At 45.8% G+C, this 17,620-nt stretch carries 14 protein-coding genes; 9 read left to right on the top strand and 5 right to left on the bottom strand.

Features of this window, described 5'->3' with window-relative positions; all coding sequences use genetic code 11:
* Window positions 1-1,077: 1,077 nt before the first annotated feature.
* The 3 genes from KO518_RS11200 (at window position 1,078) to KO518_RS11210 (ending at window position 5,568) form a co-directional block, all read left to right on the top strand.
* Window positions 1,078-2,460: an MATE family efflux transporter gene (locus KO518_RS11200; protein WP_371742305.1), complete on the top strand. Its 1,383-nt coding sequence runs from the start codon at window positions 1,078-1,080 to the stop codon at window positions 2,458-2,460.
* Window positions 2,457-4,472 (top strand): excinuclease ABC subunit UvrB, encoded by a 2,016-nt coding sequence (gene uvrB / locus KO518_RS11205; protein ID WP_216025920.1) that lies wholly within the window; start codon window positions 2,457-2,459, stop codon window positions 4,470-4,472. The genes KO518_RS11200 and uvrB overlap by 4 nt, the downstream gene beginning before the upstream one ends.
* Before the next feature lie 169 nt (window positions 4,473-4,641).
* A complete protein-coding gene (locus KO518_RS11210) occupies window positions 4,642-5,568 on the top strand; it encodes a LysR family transcriptional regulator (RefSeq protein ID WP_216025921.1) in 927 nt (308 codons plus the stop codon).
* Between the two features lie 60 nt (window positions 5,569-5,628).
* Here KO518_RS11210 and queC read toward each other — a convergent pair whose 3' ends face one another.
* Window positions 5,629-6,294 (bottom strand): 7-cyano-7-deazaguanine synthase QueC, encoded by a 666-nt coding sequence (gene queC / locus KO518_RS11215; protein WP_216025922.1) that lies wholly within the window; start codon window positions 6,292-6,294, stop codon window positions 5,629-5,631.
* A 98-nt stretch (window positions 6,295-6,392) separates the two neighbouring features.
* Here queC and queE point away from each other — a divergent pair, with 98 nt between their 5' ends.
* Together queE and KO518_RS11225 are read left to right on the top strand one after the other, a co-directional pair.
* Window positions 6,393-7,061 (top strand): 7-carboxy-7-deazaguanine synthase QueE, encoded by a 669-nt coding sequence (queE, locus tag KO518_RS11220; RefSeq protein WP_216026876.1) that lies wholly within the window; start codon window positions 6,393-6,395, stop codon window positions 7,059-7,061.
* Window positions 7,062-7,066: 5 nt separating this feature from the next.
* Window positions 7,067-7,951 carry a transporter substrate-binding domain-containing protein gene (locus tag KO518_RS11225; RefSeq protein ID WP_252736099.1) on the top strand — a complete coding sequence of 295 codons (885 nt, stop codon included), beginning with the start codon at window positions 7,067-7,069 and terminating at the stop codon, window positions 7,949-7,951.
* 47 nt (window positions 7,952-7,998) lie between these two features.
* On the opposite strand, the gene asnB is transcribed toward KO518_RS11225, so the two are convergent.
* Both asnB and KO518_RS11235 read right to left on the bottom strand, forming a co-directional pair.
* Complete coding sequence (gene asnB / locus KO518_RS11230; protein WP_216025923.1) at window positions 7,999-9,672, bottom strand: asparagine synthase B; 1,674 nt, start codon at window positions 9,670-9,672, stop codon at window positions 7,999-8,001.
* A 322-nt stretch (window positions 9,673-9,994) separates the two neighbouring features.
* A complete protein-coding gene (locus KO518_RS11235) occupies window positions 9,995-10,414 on the bottom strand; it encodes an Lrp/AsnC family transcriptional regulator (protein ID WP_216025924.1) in 420 nt (139 codons plus the stop codon).
* A gap of 282 nt (window positions 10,415-10,696) precedes the next feature.
* Here KO518_RS11235 and yjeH point away from each other — a divergent pair, with 282 nt between their 5' ends.
* Complete coding sequence (yjeH, locus tag KO518_RS11240) at window positions 10,697-11,953, top strand: L-methionine/branched-chain amino acid transporter (protein WP_216025925.1); 1,257 nt, start codon at window positions 10,697-10,699, stop codon at window positions 11,951-11,953.
* Window positions 11,954-12,018: 65 nt separating this feature from the next.
* Here the strand turns inward: yjeH and KO518_RS11245 are convergent, their stop codons facing one another.
* Complete coding sequence (locus KO518_RS11245) at window positions 12,019-13,632, bottom strand: M28 family metallopeptidase (protein ID WP_371742347.1); 1,614 nt, start codon at window positions 13,630-13,632, stop codon at window positions 12,019-12,021.
* Between the two features lie 126 nt (window positions 13,633-13,758).
* On the opposite strand from KO518_RS11245, the gene KO518_RS11250 reads away from it, so the two are divergent.
* On the top strand, window positions 13,759-14,640 hold the full coding sequence (locus tag KO518_RS11250) for a DUF3025 domain-containing protein (RefSeq protein WP_216025927.1): 882 nt from the start codon (window positions 13,759-13,761) through the stop codon (window positions 14,638-14,640).
* Here the strand turns inward: KO518_RS11250 and KO518_RS11255 are convergent.
* A complete protein-coding gene (locus KO518_RS11255; protein WP_216025928.1) occupies window positions 14,637-15,341 on the bottom strand; it encodes a YIP1 family protein in 705 nt (234 codons plus the stop codon). The two genes, KO518_RS11250 and KO518_RS11255, sit on opposite strands and share 4 nt — an antisense overlap.
* A gap of 254 nt (window positions 15,342-15,595) precedes the next feature.
* Here KO518_RS11255 and KO518_RS11260 point away from each other — a divergent pair, with 254 nt between their 5' ends.
* Both KO518_RS11260 and KO518_RS11265 read left to right on the top strand, forming a co-directional pair.
* A complete protein-coding gene (locus KO518_RS11260) occupies window positions 15,596-16,375 on the top strand; it encodes an ATP-binding cassette domain-containing protein (RefSeq protein WP_216025929.1) in 780 nt (259 codons plus the stop codon).
* A gap of 2 nt (window positions 16,376-16,377) precedes the next feature.
* Window positions 16,378-17,571: an ABC transporter permease gene (locus tag KO518_RS11265; RefSeq protein ID WP_216025930.1), complete on the top strand. Its 1,194-nt coding sequence runs from the start codon at window positions 16,378-16,380 to the stop codon at window positions 17,569-17,571.
* Window positions 17,572-17,620: the final 49 nt, after the last annotated feature.

The following is a 17,620-nucleotide window of genomic DNA, read 5'->3' on the forward strand; positions in this document are numbered from 1 at the left end:
ACCAACTGAGCTAAGGGGGACCTGCTTTTCAACGGAGGCGAATATTAATGAGGTACGTTCCCACTGTCAACAACCGTTTTCAATATTTTTCACTGTTCGCTTAAAAAATAGCTTTTTAATGACTTTTTAGATAAAAAATGAGCAAAAAGGCTAAAAAGTAAACTTTATACGCTTGAGTATGAGTAAGTTGCTGAAACTAAATACAGATTTTCGAGGGTGTAAAAATTGAAATTTTCTATCTTCCTCCTTATAACTAAAAACTTATTCATAGGTTTAAAGGAATATTAAAAAACCATTGACCACTGTACTTAAATACAGTTATTAATAATAGTGTCACGTGAATGAGGCTCTCACAGGGTTAGTCGTTACTTACCAAAAAACTAGCTTACAATTGACTATGCCGCGCCGTTGCTGGGTTTTAGGCAGTTATCCACTAAATCTGTGGATAACTATGTTGATAGCCGGAGGCGAAGGGTGAATTTTGTTCGTTATTCGACCCTTGAACAGGTTTTATATAACTATGTATTCGTTATTTAATTCTTTATATTCAATCGGTTAGTTTTTATATTTTGTTTTTAGCTCAATAAGCAACCGTTGTGGTTATACATTGTCACTCTTGTGCGTTAGTTGAATTTTTTTGTATGAAAGACGGACAGCGGGAAAAGATTGTTTTATGGGCTTTACAAAAAATTAACATTATTGTGTCAACCATGAATGCAGGAGCGTGTGTTGAATAAGACAAATTCGTGACAGAGGTTGTCAAATACCTGTCATCAGGCTGTCATTTTTTAACGCACAAAAGCAAGAGGGCTGTATGTCAACAAAAGTATTAGTTTTAGCCGTTACCTCGTTTGTAGAACACGTTTGAAATTTGGTCAAACTAAAACTGCCTGATGTACAATTATTGTTCTTCCATTCATTGTACCTGGGAAGGCGAGATCTTCGGGGTGCCGACGAGTGCGACCCGTGAGCCGGTGGATGTTCGTGCAACTGAACAGGCAGTGACGTACAATTCTACCTTTATACACTCGCATCATTCTCGTGCAAATGATGTGAAGTACGAGCGACAGGAATACAGTGAATAAAAATGAAAATAACGACCGCGCCAGGAACCTCACTGACGGCGATATAACACAGACTTTAAAGCGTATGACGATTCCCATGATTCTGGGAATGGTTATGATGATGAGTTTCGGTTTGATGGATACGTTTTTCGTCAGTTTACTGGGAACTGAACCCCTGGCCGCAATTAGTTTTACTTTTCCTGTGACGTTCACGGTGATTAGTTTAAATATCGGACTAGGCATTGGCACCTCTGCCATTATCGGAAAGTTGCAGGGGCAGAGGGATCTTGAAAAGTCGAGGCAATATGCTTCGAGTGCCATGGTGTTATCTTTTGGCATGGTTGGAGCACTGGCCTTCATTGGTTACCTGACCATCGACCCCATATTCGGGTTGCTCAATGCCAATGCGTCATTGATGCCCTATATTTACGACTATATGAATCTTTGGTACTTGTCGAGCGTTTTTCTGGCTTTGCCAATGGTAGGGAACAGTGTACTGAGGGCGTGCGGCGATACTCGAACACCTAGCATCATTATGGCGGCAGGGGGAGCGATAAACGCAGCCCTTGACCCTCTCTTTATTTTTGGCTTTGGTCCAATTCCAGCAATGGGGATAGAAGGTGCGGCGTTGGCAACGCTTATCGCGTGGATAGTTGGTGCAAGTTGGGTGGTCTGGCTGTTGGCGGTAAAGAAAAAACTAATGTTGGCGAGGTTGCTCAGCTTTGCTGAGTTAAAGCAAAGTTGTGCACCGATTCTTTCCATTGCAATGCCTGCTGCAGGCGCAAATATGCTAACCCCCATTGCCGGAGGCGTTATGACTGCCGTTGTTGCAACTTATGGTGCCGAAGCGGTAGCAGCATGGGGAGTGGGAAACCGCATGGAATCGATTGCCAGTATTGTTGTTCTGGCGCTATCCATGTCGCTGCCGCCGATTATTAGCCAAAATGTAGGCGCCGGGTTGTACCAGCGAGTTCAAGATGCGTATAAAATTACCGTCAGATTTGTACTTATCTGGCAGTTATTTGTTTTCGTCGTGATGTGGGTGCTGGCCGACTGGATTGCTGAAATGTTTGCCGATGAGCCTAACGTGGCAATGCTGATCCAGCTTTTTCTCACTATTGTGCCTATTGGTTACGGCGTTCAGGGAATCATCATATTGACCAATTCTTCGTTAAACGCAATGCATCAACCTATTGCGGCTTTAGTGCTAAGTGTCATCCGGTTGTTCATTTTCTACGTACCCGTATCCTATATAGCCAGTCTTGTGTGGGACCTGTATGGTTTGTTCTGGGGTGTCGTGGTAGCAAACTTGTGCATGGCCATATTGTCTTATATGTATTTTAACCGAGCGTTGCAAAATCATCGCCGGGAAATGGGAGATAAACAAGCGCAATGAGCAGAGGATTTGAACTTCAATCTAAATATCAGCCTGCGGGGGATCAACCCAAAGCCATTGACGCGTTGGTAGATGGGCTGGAAAGTGGTCTTGCTAGTCAGACCTTGCTGGGTGTAACAGGGTCTGGTAAAACTTTTACTATGGCTAATATTATCAGGCATGTGCAACGACCCACACTGATATTAGCACATAATAAAACCCTGGCTGCGCAATTGTACGGGGAGATGAAAGAGTTTTTCCCCAACAATGCCGTTGAGTATTTTGTTTCCTATTACGACTACTACCAACCAGAAGCGTATGTGCCAAGTACAGATACGTTCATCGAAAAAGATGCTTCGATAAACGATCACATTGAGCAGATGCGCTTGTCAGCAACGAAAGCGCTTATGGAGCGCCGAGACGTTGTAATTGTGGCCAGTGTGTCAGCTATTTACGGCTTAGGTGATCCTGAGTCTTACATGAAGATGTTACTCCATTTGCGTCAGGGTGACACTATGGACCAGCGGGACATTCTACGCCGGTTAGCTGAACTGCAATACAAGAGAAACGATCTGGCATTCGAACGAGGCACGTTTCGCGTGCGCGGGGATGTGATTGATATTTTTCCGGCTGATTCAGAGAAGCAGGCCGTAAGAGTGGAGTTGTTTGATAGCGAGATAGATAAAATCTCTTTATTTGATCCGTTAACCGGTGCCGTAGAAAAGTCTGTGATCAGAGCCACAGTGTTTCCGAAAACTCATTATGTTACGCCACGAGAGAAAATTCTCGATGCCATTGAAAACATTAAGGCGGAACTGAAAGAGCGAAGGGAGCAGTTGCAGTCCGCAAATAAGCTATTGGAAGAACAGCGCATTTCTCAACGAACTCAATTCGACATCGAAATGATGCTGGAGCTGGGCTACTGTTCAGGCATTGAAAATTACTCCCGTTATTTGTCTGGACGCGCGCCCGGTGAGCCGCCTCCTACCCTGTTGGACTATTTTCCTGCCGACGGTCTCTTGTTCATCGATGAGTCTCATGTCACAGTGTCCCAGATTGGCGCGATGTACAAAGGTGATAGATCGAGAAAGGAAACCTTGGTGGAGTACGGTTTTCGATTGCCTTCTGCGTTAGACAACAGACCGTTGAAGTTTGAAGAGTTTGAACAGATTTCTCCTCAAACCATTTACGTTTCCGCTACGCCGGGTGAATACGAACTAAAGAAATCTGACGGTGAAATAGTCGAGCAGGTGGTACGACCAACGGGCTTACTCGATCCCGAACTGGAAATACGACCTGTAGCTACTCAGGTAGACGATGTATTGTCTGAAATCCACAAACGGGTATTGGTGGATGAACGGGTATTGATTACCACGTTGACAAAACGCATGGCGGAAGACTTAAGCGAGTATTTGAACGAACACGGGGTAAAAGTTCGCTACCTTCATTCAGATATTGATACTGTGGAACGGATAGAAATTATTCGCGATTTACGCCTCGGAAAGTTCGATGTCTTGGTGGGAATTAACTTGCTGCGGGAAGGACTTGATATGCCTGAAGTTTCGCTGGTCGCCATCCTCGACGCAGACAAAGAGGGCTTTTTGCGTGCGGAGCGATCATTGATTCAAACCATTGGCCGTGCTGCCAGACATATTAATGGCAAGGCGATTATGTATGCCGATGTGATCACAAAATCAATGCAAAAAGCCATTGATGAGACAAACCGACGACGGGAAAAGCAGGAAGCGTTTAACAAAGTCAATGGACTTACGCCACAACGCTTAAACAAACCGATTACGGATATAATGGATTTAGGCGACAGTGCTCATCCTGCTTCCGGTAAGGTAAGGCTGCGAAAAGTCGCAGAGAAGAAAAAAGACTTACAAGTTGCCAGTGCTACCGAATTAATGGAAAAAATAGCAACACTGGAAAAGCAAATGTTCGAATTTGCAAGGGAGTTAGAGTTCGAAAAAGCGGCATCCATCCGAGACGATATAGAATCATTGCGCAAACAAGTCGTCGCCATTTCTTGAATGGCGACTCATTTCTACTGTCCTAAGAGGACAAGCATCTACCAAAATTTGGCTTTTAATCAAATTTTGCGCAAATAAACTTACAAAATAGCATTGTAATCCTACAAACAGTTACCTATTATGATGCTAAAGTATTTATAACTATACCTATAATCTTACGGATTGCGCCATGTTGAATCGTTTACAAGAGTCAGATATTAAGTTACTTCGAGTATTTTATGCTGTAGCCAGTTGTAATGGATTTACCGCAGCAGAGCCTGTATTGAGAATGCAACGGCCTAATATCAGTGCGGCTATAAAGAAGCTTGAAGAGCGCTTGGATTTAGTGTTGTGTCACCGGGGGCGTGGTGGCTTTCAAATGACCAAAGAAGGAGAAGTGGTCTTTCAGGAAACCAAACGAATTTTTAATGCGTTCGACAATTTTGTTTTCAACTTAAAATCACTCCATGACGATTATTCCGGTCATATAACACTGGTGTTGATGGCTGGCCTGCCTTTGTCAATGCACCTTGCGGTGAGCAAAGCTGTGAAGAGTACCATGAAGAAGTTTGATGATATTCACGTGAATATTCAAACCCGTTTGTATAATGAGGTTGAACATGTTGCCTTGTCAGGAGAATGTCATTTGGTCATTTCTACTTATGACATGGTGAAGCCGGAGTCGGTTACTTTTCATCCGGTAAACGTAACATGTTCAGGCCGCCTGTATTGCTCACCAACTCACCCTTTGGCAAAATATCGCGATACCGATTTACCCGAAGACGTGAAAATTGGTGAATACCCGGCGATTGGTATTTCCGGACTTTCCTCAGCGAATTATATCGAAGATGATCAGCGTCTGGCCATACAAACCTTTTCTGACTCGTTTGAAGCAGCACTTTCTGCCATTATGACTGGAGAATACATTGGTTTGTTACCGGATTATATTGCCAAAGAGCAGGGGGCTAGTTTAGGTCTTGTGCCCATAGCCAAAGGTAGCTTGTTTAATTTTGACCACGACTTATTTGTAATGAATGGCAAAAATACGCGGTTGAACCCGGTTCTTCGACACTGTATTAAAGAGTTGACTTACTTTATTTCTGAAAGCCAGAAATAGTTACATATTTAAAAGTAAAGCCCGCAAAGCGGGCTTTTGTGACTCAGGTTGTTTTATCTGTTAGTTGCGGGTCTCATATGTCAGAGGGTCAACGGATTGGTTATCGCGGAAGGCTTCTAGGCGCTCTTCACAGGCACCGCACTTGCCACACGCATGTTCACGTCCGTTGTAGCATGTCCAGCTTTTCCCATAATCGAGCCCCATTCTTAGGCCATCGGTGAGAATAGCGGTCTTACTTACCTCTAAATAGGGCGTTACTATTTCTACAGCTTCATAATTGGCGATGGCACACACGTCGTTCATTTTTTTTACAAACTCCGGCCGGCAGTCAGGGTAGATGGCGTGATCGCCAGAATGTGCGCCGTAATAAACCTTGCTGGCATTTTCACTCACGGCATAACCAACAGCTAGCGACAGCAGGATCATATTTCTGTTCGGCACCACGGTGGTTTTCATCGATGGCTCTTCATAGTGACCTTCTGGAACATCAATGTCGTCGGTGAGTGCAGAGCCGCCTACCAAGGTATTGATGGCCGAAATATCCACTACTTTGTGGGGCACGCCAAGTTCCTCGCATACCCTGGCGGCATAATCGATTTCTTTTTTGTGGCGCTGGCCGTAATTAAACGTCAGGGCGAGTGGTCGTTTACCATCTTCAATGGCTTTGTGTAAAACGGTAAAGGAATCCATTCCACCGGAGTAGATAACAACAACTTTTTCAGACATAAGTTCGTTTTTTTCGCGAAAAGATGACAGAATTTTATGTGATCCTTGATAAAATCCCAACCAGTATTAGCCAAAGGGCCACCACATTGCCAGAAAAAATGCTCAAAATTAACGAAATGTTCGAAACTATTCAGGGGGAAGGAGCACAAACTGGCGTGCCCTCCATATTTGTGCGCTTACAGGGTTGTCCGGTTGGATGTTCATGGTGTGATACAAAACACACCTGGACGCTTGACGATGCTTTTTTAACTACGGCAGATGCCGTAATGAGTAAAGGGCAGGAAGATGAATCCCACTTTACCGCGGATGAGTCGTCGTTGCTGGCATTGTTTCGACAACGGGGGTATACGGCCTCCCATGTGGTAATAACCGGTGGCGAGCCTTGTATGTACGACCTCAGGCCACTTACCGGTTTACTGCATAGCGAAGGCTACTCCACGCAAATAGAAACCAGCGGTACATTTGAAGTGTTGTGTAACGAGAAAACCTTCGTAACGGTATCACCTAAGGTGAACATGAAAGGAGGAATGCCAGTATTGACAAGCGCTTTAGACCGGGCAAATGAAATTAAGCATCCGGTTGCCATGCAAAAGCACGTTGATGAACTGGACGCCCTTTTACAAGGGGTTGCGGATTTGTCCGGCAAAACGGTGTGTCTTCAGCCTATCAGTCAGCAGGCTAGAGCCACAGAGCTGGCGATTACCACTTGTATTGCCAGAAACTGGCGTTTATCGTTACAAACTCATAAATATATTGGCATAGAGTGACTTATATGAAACCCATAGCGCGATGCGTAAAATGGAGTGCGGTAGCAGTCTGGTTTTGCTGCTTTTCTGCCCAGGCTGCGTTGTGGTCGATTACGTACCCAAGGCCAATCGACGACAAGGACCTGCGAACCGAGTACCCCTTGGCATTGTTGTCACTGGCATTGGAAAAAACTGGCGTAAAATACAGCTTGCTTCCCTCCGATAGGATCATGCTTCAAGGCAAGGCGCTGAGGCAGTTAAAAGAGAACAGAGAAATTAATATTGTGTGGAGTATGACAGATGCTCAGCGTGAGAAAGATCTGTTGCCTATTCGAATCCCACTAGCAAAGGGACTCATTGGCTGGCGGGTGTTTATTGTCAATGACACGAACAAAAGTGATTTTAGCCGCATTCGTGATAAAACCTCGTTGCTTCGCATGATCCCCGTTTCGGGGGAAGAATGGCCGGATACAAAAATTCTCCAGGCAAACGGCTTTAATGTATTTACTGTTCCTACCTACACTGATGCCTTTAACGTGATTGAAAATGGCGGAGCAGACTTTTTTCCCCGTTCTGTAATTGAAGTGCAAAACGAAATGGAAAGCGACGATTTCAGTGATCATCTCGTACTGGAAGACAATCTGGCAATTTATTATCCCACCGCTATGTATTTTTTCGTAAATAAGAGTAATCCCACACTGGCGAGGCTAATTGAAACCGGATTGCAGATGGCACTGGAAGACGGCTCTTTTGATGCGCTTTTCATGGCTACATACCAGGAAATACTTAACGCCATTAACTTGAACAGACGCAATATTATATCATTGGACAACCCATTGTTGCCGCCCTTAACACCCGTTGACGCCTCCGCTCTTTGGTATGCCCCGGCAAACATCAATGAAGAACCATAAAAGTATAAAAAAGCCCGGTTAGACCGGGCTTTTTTAAAACGATATCGCTAGTGGCTCTTGCCTGCGTGTACGTCCTTCATTGAACGACCCGATGGATCGGCATTGTTCTTAAAGCTTTCGTCCCACTCCAGAGCTTCAGCGGTACTACAGGCAATAGATTTACCGCCGGGTACGCAACGCGCAGCACTTTCCTGAGGGAAGTAGCTTTCAAAGATCGTACGGTAATAGTAACCTTCTTTGGTATCAGGCGTGTTAACCGGAAAACGAAACTCCGCAGTGGCCAATTGTTGATCTGTGACTTCCGTTTCAACAAAGTCGCGAATTGAATCAATCCAAGAATAGCCAACACCATCACCGAACTGTTCTTTTTGGCGCCAAAGTACCTCTGCTGGTAGTGTTTTTCCATCGTCGAAGGCTTTGCGTAAAATCCATTTTTCCATGCGACCATCTACACACATTTTGTCTTGTGGATTAAGACGCATAGCTACATCCATGAAGTTTTTATCGAGGAAAGGCACGCGGGCTTCTACGCCCCAAGCACTGGTAGCCTTGTTTGCACGAGCACAATCGAACATGTGCAGACGATCCAGTTTGCGCACAGTCTCTTCGTGAAACTCTTTGGCATTGGGGGCTTTGTGGAAATATAGATAGCCGCCAAATATTTCGTCAGATCCTTCACCGGATAACACCATTTTGATACCCATGGCTTTGATTTTGCGGGTCATGAGGTACATAGGGGTTGCGGCACGAATGGTGGTTGTGTCGTACGTTTCTAAATGATAGATAACGTCGCGAATAGCATCCAACCCTTCCTGGATAGTGAAATGAATCTCATGGTGTACAGTGCCGATCATCTCGGCGACTTGTTTAGCTGCTTTTAAATCCGGGGCACCTTCAAGACCTACGGCGAAACTGTGTAAACGAGGCCACCAAGCATCAGATTTATCTTCATCTTCCACTCGTTTGGCGACGTACTGTGCAGCCACGGCAGACACCAGAGATGAATCGAGACCACCGGATAACAACACGGCGTAAGGAACATCGGACATCATGTGCGATTTAACGGCTTTCTCAAACGCAATTTTGAGGTCGTCAAGATTGGTTTCGTTGTCTTTTACCGCGTCATAGTTCATCCAGTCGCGCTGATAGTATTTTGTCAGCTTGCCGGTTTTGCTCCACAGATAGTGACCGGGAGGAAATTCACTGATGGTTTTACATATGGGAGCCAGTGCTTTCATTTCAGATGACACGTAAAAATTGCCGTGCTCGTCGTAACCGGTATACAGCGGAATAATGCCGATGTGGTCGCGGGCAATGAGGTAGGCATCTTCTCTTTCATCGTAGAGGATGAACGCAAACATGCCTTCTAACTCATCGATAAACTCAACGCCCTTTTGTTCGTACAGGGGTAAAATGACCTCGCAGTCGGAGCGGGTTTTAAATGCATACGGCGTGTCGAGTTGCTGCGCGAGTTGTTTGTGATTGTAGATCTCACCGTTAACGGCCAGGATCTTCTGATTATCCTGGCTGATGAGCGGTTGCGCACCAGTGTCTACATCGACGATGGCCAACCGTTCATGGCACAGGATGGTATTGTCATTATTCCAGATACCCGACCAGTCAGGGCCGCGGTGACGCAGCAGCTTTGTATAATCTAGCGCTTGGGTTCTGAGTTCAGACACATCGGTTTTGATATCAAGGATACCGAAAATACCACACATAAAACGGGTTCTCTCTTGTGACTTGTTGAAAAAGGATTGTTTATTCTGTCCGGTCGCTTAACGCGGCCGCGGGTGAGACTTTATTGTTTTTTTGGGGTGCAAACTCCGCGTCTGTTGAATGTGCCAGTATGAGAAAAAATTGCAAGGATAAAGTGACCTGAAAAGCAAAATATCTCCGTATTTTGCAATTTAAAGATGACAATCTGACACTTTAGTGCGTAAATTGGGCAGTATTGGAGATATAAAGAGGTTTTCGCTGACTCTTGTGCGCATCGTCGATGCTTGTTTGCCGCAGCGCTTGGACGAGAAGAATAAAGCCATGCTAGCCCATCCACTGATTTAGCACTACATGGGTTTTTATTTTTACAATGTCGTCAATGGTATCAATATGTTCTCGAATTTCGTGTAAGCGCCGCATGGTCTGTGCTTTTATCAACACAATCAGGTCACATTCGCCGGTAACCCCATAGCAGGATACCACCTCTGGTATCGCGCGAAAATGCGGTACAACGTCGGCACAGCGCGCTCGCTTGTGCTGGATTTCAAGATAAGCAGAAACACCATCTTTTTGTGACTCCGAGAGCATCACCTGATAGCCCCGGATCACATTTGTTGATTCCAATTTGCGAATGCGTTCTGCTACCGCAGAACGCGACAACCCTACGTGCTCGGAAATAGCTGAAATACTGGCGCGGGCATTTTCTCTAAGTTGTGCGACAATGGCGTGATCAAATTTATCCATAGTGTGTCCGACTAATTGTTGGGAAATGTGAAATATGCCGTCAAAATGACGGCAAGAACACTCCCAATGCTCGTAAATAAACGCGTTCTGAAATGCCAAAAGCCAGTATATTATGCCGTGTTGCCTCGGGTTGCTACCGGATTTTACTTTTTAAGAATGTCATCGCCGATGGCGACGCAACATTGGGATCTGACTTTTTTGTTTTAATTTCAGTAAAGCCGGATCCTGCTTGTCGTGCTGCTCGCGGGTGTATTCGCGTTTAACAGGATTAATAAAAGGTATATGCAAAACAGTAGAAACAAGATAGGTCGTTGGCAGGGCGCCGGCCTACTCACCACCACTTTGCTGGGCACAAGTGTGTTCATTTTACCACAAATGACAATTAGCACAGCCGGACACTGGGCTATATTGAGTTGGATTTTACTCACCTTAGCAATTCTGCCGGTAGCCATGGTGTTTGCCAAGCTGTCGTCTTTATATCCACACGCTGGCGGGCCGGCATATTTCGTGGAAAAGGCATTTGGGAAATCCGCTGGACGAACCATTGGCTTACTTTTTTTGTTTGTCGTCCCCATCGGTGCACCCGCTGCCATTATTATGACTTACTGGTTTATTGACACCCTTTTTGGACTTTCACCACAATGGGCACTGCCAGTTCAACTGAGTATTATCGGCTTGTTGTTTTTGCTCAATTATCGGGGGATTCAGTTCTCAGCCACGCTGCAGCTCGTGTTGACGCTCCTCATTACACTGGTTGTTATTGCCATGCTGATTGGGCAGTCAGCCTTCGCTGAGACGCAAGTGTCTTTGCCCCAGAAAAATGTGTTTGTACTTGACCCGGTGCTTGCTGCAATGGGCCTGGCGTTTTGGAGCTTTCTGGGGATAGAAGCGATTTCACATCTGGCCGACGATTTTCAATCACCGCAGCGTGATTTGGTGCCTGCAATTATGACGGGTACCCTTCTGGTAGGGGCTATTTATTTGGGCTGTACCTATTTACTAATGGATGCACCAGCATCAGACTCACTGAGCATGGTAAGTGCTTTTGATTTCATATTTTCCGGTCACGGTGCTTATGTGATTGGTGCGTTGGGCGTAGCTGGCGGGTTGGCAACGGTGAACGTCTATACGGCCAGTTTGTCGCGCTTATTGTGGAGTTTGAGTAACGACAATGTATTGCCCAGTTTTTTCAGAACGGTCAATCGTCACGCTGTGCCGCAACGTGCATTGCAGTGTGTATTAATTGTCATGACTATTACCCTGGTTGTTACTCATTATGGCGCTCATGATCTGGAAGATCTCATTGGCTGGGTGAATGGCGTATTTGTACTGATATATCTGGCCAGCATGTTGGCAGCGGTGCGTTTGCTATCGCCTGGATATCGTCCGCTAGTTCTGTTCGGCTGTTTGTTTTGTGCCACTATTGCGGTGGGATTGGGAAGTAAAATGATTTATGCGTTAGGACTTTTTGCCGTATTTGCACCATTGTTATGGTACCAACAGCGTCATATACTGCCGCGATTAAACCGGAATGCCTAGTGCGCAGTAGAAAGACAAATTACAAATCAGGAAGAGCAGAAGCGTGAGCTTCTGCTCTGATTATATCACTGACGTTGAAATTCGCTGCTTTGATTCCATGCTGGCCACTTGTCAGCATTTGCTACGTCCACACCAACTTCGAACAACATTTGTGTGTCCTGCACCATGCCTGATAAATCCCATTCTTTGCGGAATTCATCACATACTTGATGATAACAACCGGTATCAATAACTTTCATTCGCTTGCGATATCGCGCGGTTTCTTCGTCCCAAGGTTCACTGCCTCCGTCCGCATACAGGGCCGGTATGCCTTTCTTAGCAAAACTAAAATGATCTGAGCGGTAGTAGTAGCCCGCTTCTGGGCGGTCTTCTTGTGTCAGGTATCGGCCTTGTGCCTTGGCAGCTTTTTCAAGGTAAACTTCCAATTCAGATTTTCCCATACCCACTACACTGACGTCTTTGGTTTTACCCAGCACATTCATGGCGTCCATATTGATATTGGCGACGGTTTTTGACAAAGGGATCACTGGGTGGTCTGCGTAATATTTAGAGCCCAGTAGCCCTTGTTCTTCAGCCGTAACAACGAGAAAGGTCACCGAGCGCGCGGGGGTGGGGTGCAAATTACTAAATGCCTGGGCCATCACGATGCTCGCTGCAGTGCCCGTAGCGTTGTCGCGAGCGCCATTGTAAATTTGATCGCCCTTTAGTGACGTGTCTTTGCCCAAGTGATCCCAGTGTGCAGTGTAAATCACGTGTTCATCGGGTTTTTCGGCACCCGGTAGGGTGGCAATCACGTTGTGACTAACAGATTTTTTAAAGGTGTTGTTTACAGTAACTGAAGCCGCCAATGGCAAGGATTTGTGATAGGGACCGGCCATCGCCGCGCGCTTTTCTTCGTCGAAGTTCAAACCTGCATCAGCAAAGACCTTTTTGGCCGCTTCCAGGGTTAACCACCCTTCAACGGCAACCCTGCTTGCACCAGCGTCTTGGGTAACTAAACCGTACTGCGAGCCGCTCCAACTGTTCGCCACCACAGACCATCCATAGGAAGCGGGGGCGGTTTCATGGACAATCAGTGCACCTGCTGCCCCTTGTCTGCTGGCTTCTTCATATTTATAGCTCCAGCGGCCATAATAGGTCATAGTAGTGCCTTGGAACTTGCCACTTGTTGGATTTTCAAATCCGGGGTCATTAACAAGAATAACCACCGTTTTTCCTTTCACATCCAAGCCTTCGTAGTCATTCCAATTGTATTCAGGGGCGTTCACGCCATATCCGACAAAGACTAACTCGCTGTCTTTCAACGACACTACGTTTTGCTCGCGTTTTGAAGATGCGACCATGTCATCTTTATACCTAAACGTATTACCACCTATGGTCATAGTCATATTTGGATCAGCGGTAATTTCCATCAACTCAACAGGTTGCAGGTAACTATCGCCGTTGCCCGGCTTAAGACCTGCGGCTTTAAACTGGGCAACCAGATAATCCAGGGTTTTTTCTTCGCCCGGAGAAGAAGGCGAACGGCCCTCAAACTCATCGGATGACAAGGTTTGTAGCGGGGATATAAAATCATCAACGGCAATACCTGAATAAATGGCGTCGAAGTTGGCGTTTGCAGTATCTCTGGCGCTATGCGGTGTAGTTTCTTTTGCATCTTTACATGCAGTAAGCCCCATTATGGAGCTGGAGATAAGCACGGGTAAAACTATTCTGAGGAGGATTTTTTTCAATGTTAGTCTCTTATTGTTTTACAATAGCGATCCAGTATAAATAATCCATCTCGTTGAACCAATACTTCGCCTATGAATTCTGCCGCAGAGAACTGGTTGTCTGCCATAAACGCGCCGTCACTTTCGCCACCTATAGCCAAGCTGTTGGCACAAACCGGGCTAACGGGTAACGCGGTATTTCCGGACACGGATATACTTAACGTATGCGTTAAAGCCTGGCATGGCAGTTGGCGAGGACCTATATTTCGCAAACAAGGTGATTTTGCTGAAACCGAGTCACGGTACTACGAGGTTATTATTGCCGAAGACGGCGTTGTACCAACTCGGGAGGCAAACTGGCACGACTTATTTAATGCGCTTATCTGGTTGCAGTTTCCGCTTACTAAACAATATCTCAATCAGTTACACGTTGATGACATTCGCCAGCATGGCGCCCACCCCAGAACTGCACGACGCAATCACATTACGCACTTTGACGAATGTGGCATAGTGCTGGCTGTGCCCACGGGGAAACTCAAGCAGGGCAATGAGCTATTGGCGGATTTAGCACTGCACAATTGGAAAGGCGCATTTGTTGACAAAAAAACAGCGTGGTTTGACGCATTGTTTCCAGTGATTTTTGGACATGCTAACCTGGAAATGCTGCTAACCCCCTTTATTGGCCTGACGGGTAAATGGTTGGCCGTGGTAGTGGATGACGATTTTGCTTCAATGTCCGGACATGAGCAAAGTCAGTGCCTGGATGTTGCTCTCAAGCAGCGTTGCCAGGCCCTGGGAGATTTCTTGCCTAAAGGTGTCCTTAAACCACTCCCAATTTTGGGTATACCCGGCTGGTACGATCTGCAAACCCCGGAATTTTATGACGATGACACTTATTTCCGACCGTTGCGTCGGGGAACGGGAGAGACGGTACAACTACCGTTGTTAGTCCCCCCTCCTACTAGAGATAATTAAAGCATTGCTATAACAAACCACAATCCGTAAAGCACAACAAACGGAGCAAGACTAACTATCCAGGCTTTTTTACGAGCAAAACCTGTCCACTGGTACACACCTACTGCAGTGAGATAGATCATCCAAATCATATCCAAACGGATTGATTCAGCGATGCGGAAGAAGTTTGATGTTGCAGAGACATCTAACAAATAAGCCAACGAAGCAATGTTGATATTTGTTGGTACAATTTGAGCTGTGTCTGCTGTTGCAAGCACTAGTAAAGATATTAGACTTGGAATAATACTGGGCAGAGAGACCCACCACATAAAGCCATACCAGTCTGTAAATCCTTGCACACATTTTTCGTCGTGTCGTGACATCAGGGTAAAATATGTAGCGTAAAGGGCGTTGATAAGCAGTATTACAACGAAAACCCCGATGGACGCGCCCCATTTCATTGCGCTTTGGTGGAGACTGTCTTTAAAGTTTTGCTGTTCCGCTGGGCTGACATCGGCCATGGTCGTTGACACCAGATAGTTTTTAAACCATTCAAAATCAACCATTTCATAATAGAGAAACAACGGCAGAATACTGAATGTGCAGACAACAAAGAAAGGTATCCAGGACCAGTTGTCTTTACCCGACAAGGTACTAAAAACCTGATTCGGCTTATAAAATACTTCTGTGATCGCCTGGAATGGGTTTGATGTTTCCTGCATGATACTGTTTTCCTTACTCACCTTTGATAGAAAGTTGTCTATTGAAATCGCGATGCTAATACCATAAAGCAAATCAGAACGCAGTGTATAGGCTGGTGTCGGAAATATTCTGTGTCATTTTATTTCTTGAGTTCGGGAATAAAACGCCATTACTCTTAACTACGCCAAAATAGTGCATGCTCTTTTGGTTTAGCCGAGAGTTTCGGCTATGCCGATGAATGAAGCCAATACCTAACAAAAACAAAGGAAAGGTAATGATTGACATTAGTCACCTGGCTAAGAAGTTTAAGGTGGAAAACCCCAAAAAGCTCAGCGAGCAGGAACGCCTGGACCCACGCTTAAATGGGAAGTATTTTCACTCTGTACAAGATGTTTCCTTACATTGTCACGGCGGTGAAGTCCTCGGGTTATTAGGCCCGAATGGGGCGGGGAAAACTACGACGTTACGCATGTTATCTACGGCCATTAAGCCTGATGCCGGCACGGTGACAATTGGCGGGGTTGACGTTCTGAATAGGCCCGTTGAAGCAAGAAAAAAAATTGGTTTTTTATCCGGCGCAACTGGTTTGTACGGACGTCTTACCGGACGGGAGAACATTGCGTATTTCGGGCAGTTACACGGGATGTCAGCAACGGCGATTGAGAAGCGCATTGATGAGTTGTCGACGATGCTCGATTTGGAGAGTTTCCTCGATCGTCGCTGTGAACATTTTTCTACCGGTATGAAACAGAAAACAGCCATAGCCCGAGCGGTAGTGCACGAACCACAAGTGGTTATTCTCGACGAGCCCACAACAGGTTTGGATATTATGGCAGCCCAAACGGTACTGGACTTTATCCGTACGCTGAAAGATCAAGGCGTGCCGGTAATATTTTCTACCCATCATCTTGAAGAAGTGTCTGAGTTGTGTGACAGAGTGTCGGTTATTAACCATGGTACCACCGCGTTTAATGACAGTTTCGAAACATTTCAATCGCTAGCTCCGGGCTCACTTAATCGCGCGTTTATGACGGCCCTAGAAGGAGTACAGTGAGTATGTGGCTGGTTTTTTTTAAAGAAGTAAAAGAACTTCTGCGAGATCGGAAGACCCTGTTTTTTATGGTCGCGTTACCAATATTGGTGTTTCCCCTGATCTTTGGCGTGGTGGCATATTTTTCTACCAAAGCGGTTCAGCAAGCAGAAAGCAAGGTGCTTGAGTATGTGCTGGTTGGGGGGGAGTATGCGCCGATGTTGTCGGAGGCCTTAGCCAATTCCGATGATTTCTCACTGGTAAAGCTGCCCGAGGGTAGCGATGTGACCCAGTGGATAAAAGAGGGGAGGGCCGATTTTGCACTGCAGGTACCGGATAGCTATGGTGACGACGTGCTGACAGACGGCCAAGTTACGCTCACTTTGTATTTAAATGATGCTGGGCTTAATCTGGTACAGCGCCGTTTAAACGCCATTGTCGATAAATTGAGCCAACAAAATCAACAACAGGCGTTCCTTGCCCTCAATCTCGATGAAAAACAGCAAATCGCACTGATGAACCCAATTGTCATAGATAAAGTGGACGTTGCCGACAAACGGGAAAACTGGGGAGAAAAAATAGGGGGCTTTGTTCCCTACCTTATCTTTATGCTCTGTTTGCAAGGGGCGATGATACCGGCCACAGATTTGGGGGCGGGAGAAAAAGAACGGGGGACATTGGAAACTTTGCTAATTTCTCCAATTGAACGGCACAAGTTGGTGCTTGGGAAGTTTCTAACCATCGCGCTTGCTGGTGTGACGTCAGCGTTGGTGACGGTGTGCAGTATGGCGGTATGGGGGATCGTACTTAGTCAAGGGATGGCTATTCAGTTGGTGGCCGAGTTCATGAGCGCGATAAGCTTGTTGGATTTTATCCTGATATTTTTCATGCTCATTCCCGTGGTGGCAATATTTTCTTCACTTCTGCTGAGCCTGTCTATTTATGCCCGTAGCTTTAAAGAAGCCCAGGGGTACATGACACCTATTTTCATGTTTACTGTCGTACCGGTTATTATGGCCATGTTACCCGGTGTAGAGTTAAAAGGGGGGTGGGCCTGGGTTCCCCTTACCAATGTTGCTCTGGCCATAAAAGAGTTGATAAAAGGCACGATGGACTATGTGCAACTGGTGGCTATTTTTGGTTCAACAGCACTTATTGCAGCATTGCTCATTGGCTTTTGTGTGCATTGGTTTAACAAGGAAAAAGTGTTATTCAGGTAGCGATTAAAATCTTCTAGTCAGAACATCGGTTGAGTCAATGTGATGATAC

It is taken from the genome of Aestuariibacter sp. A3R04 (assembly GCF_018860805.1).
Taxonomy (GTDB): domain Bacteria; phylum Pseudomonadota; class Gammaproteobacteria; order Enterobacterales; family Alteromonadaceae; genus Alteromonas.

Coding starts and splice junctions, on each gene's coding strand:
- uvrB (WP_216025920.1), top strand. CDS start 2,457: ATGAGCAGAGGATTTGAACTTCAATCTAAATATCAGCCTGCGGGGGAT.
- KO518_RS11210 (WP_216025921.1), top strand. CDS start 4,642: ATGTTGAATCGTTTACAAGAGTCAGATATTAAGTTACTTCGAGTATTT.
- queC (WP_216025922.1), bottom strand. CDS start 6,294: ATGTCTGAAAAAGTTGTTGTTATCTACTCCGGTGGAATGGATTCCTTT.
- queE (WP_216026876.1), top strand. CDS start 6,393: ATGCTCAAAATTAACGAAATGTTCGAAACTATTCAGGGGGAAGGAGCA.
- KO518_RS11225 (WP_252736099.1), top strand. CDS start 7,067: ATGAAACCCATAGCGCGATGCGTAAAATGGAGTGCGGTAGCAGTCTGG.
- asnB (WP_216025923.1), bottom strand. CDS start 9,672: ATGTGTGGTATTTTCGGTATCCTTGATATCAAAACCGATGTGTCTGAA.
- KO518_RS11235 (WP_216025924.1), bottom strand. CDS start 10,414: ATGGATAAATTTGATCACGCCATTGTCGCACAACTTAGAGAAAATGCC.
- yjeH (WP_216025925.1), top strand. CDS start 10,697: ATGCAAAACAGTAGAAACAAGATAGGTCGTTGGCAGGGCGCCGGCCTA.
- KO518_RS11245 (WP_371742347.1), bottom strand. CDS start 13,632: ATGGGGCTTACTGCATGTAAAGATGCAAAAGAAACTACACCGCATAGC.
- KO518_RS11250 (WP_216025927.1), top strand. CDS start 13,759: ATGAATTCTGCCGCAGAGAACTGGTTGTCTGCCATAAACGCGCCGTCA.
- KO518_RS11255 (WP_216025928.1), bottom strand. CDS start 15,341: ATGCAGGAAACATCAAACCCATTCCAGGCGATCACAGAAGTATTTTAT.
- KO518_RS11260 (WP_216025929.1), top strand. CDS start 15,596: ATGATTGACATTAGTCACCTGGCTAAGAAGTTTAAGGTGGAAAACCCC.
- KO518_RS11265 (WP_216025930.1), top strand. CDS start 16,378: ATGTGGCTGGTTTTTTTTAAAGAAGTAAAAGAACTTCTGCGAGATCGG.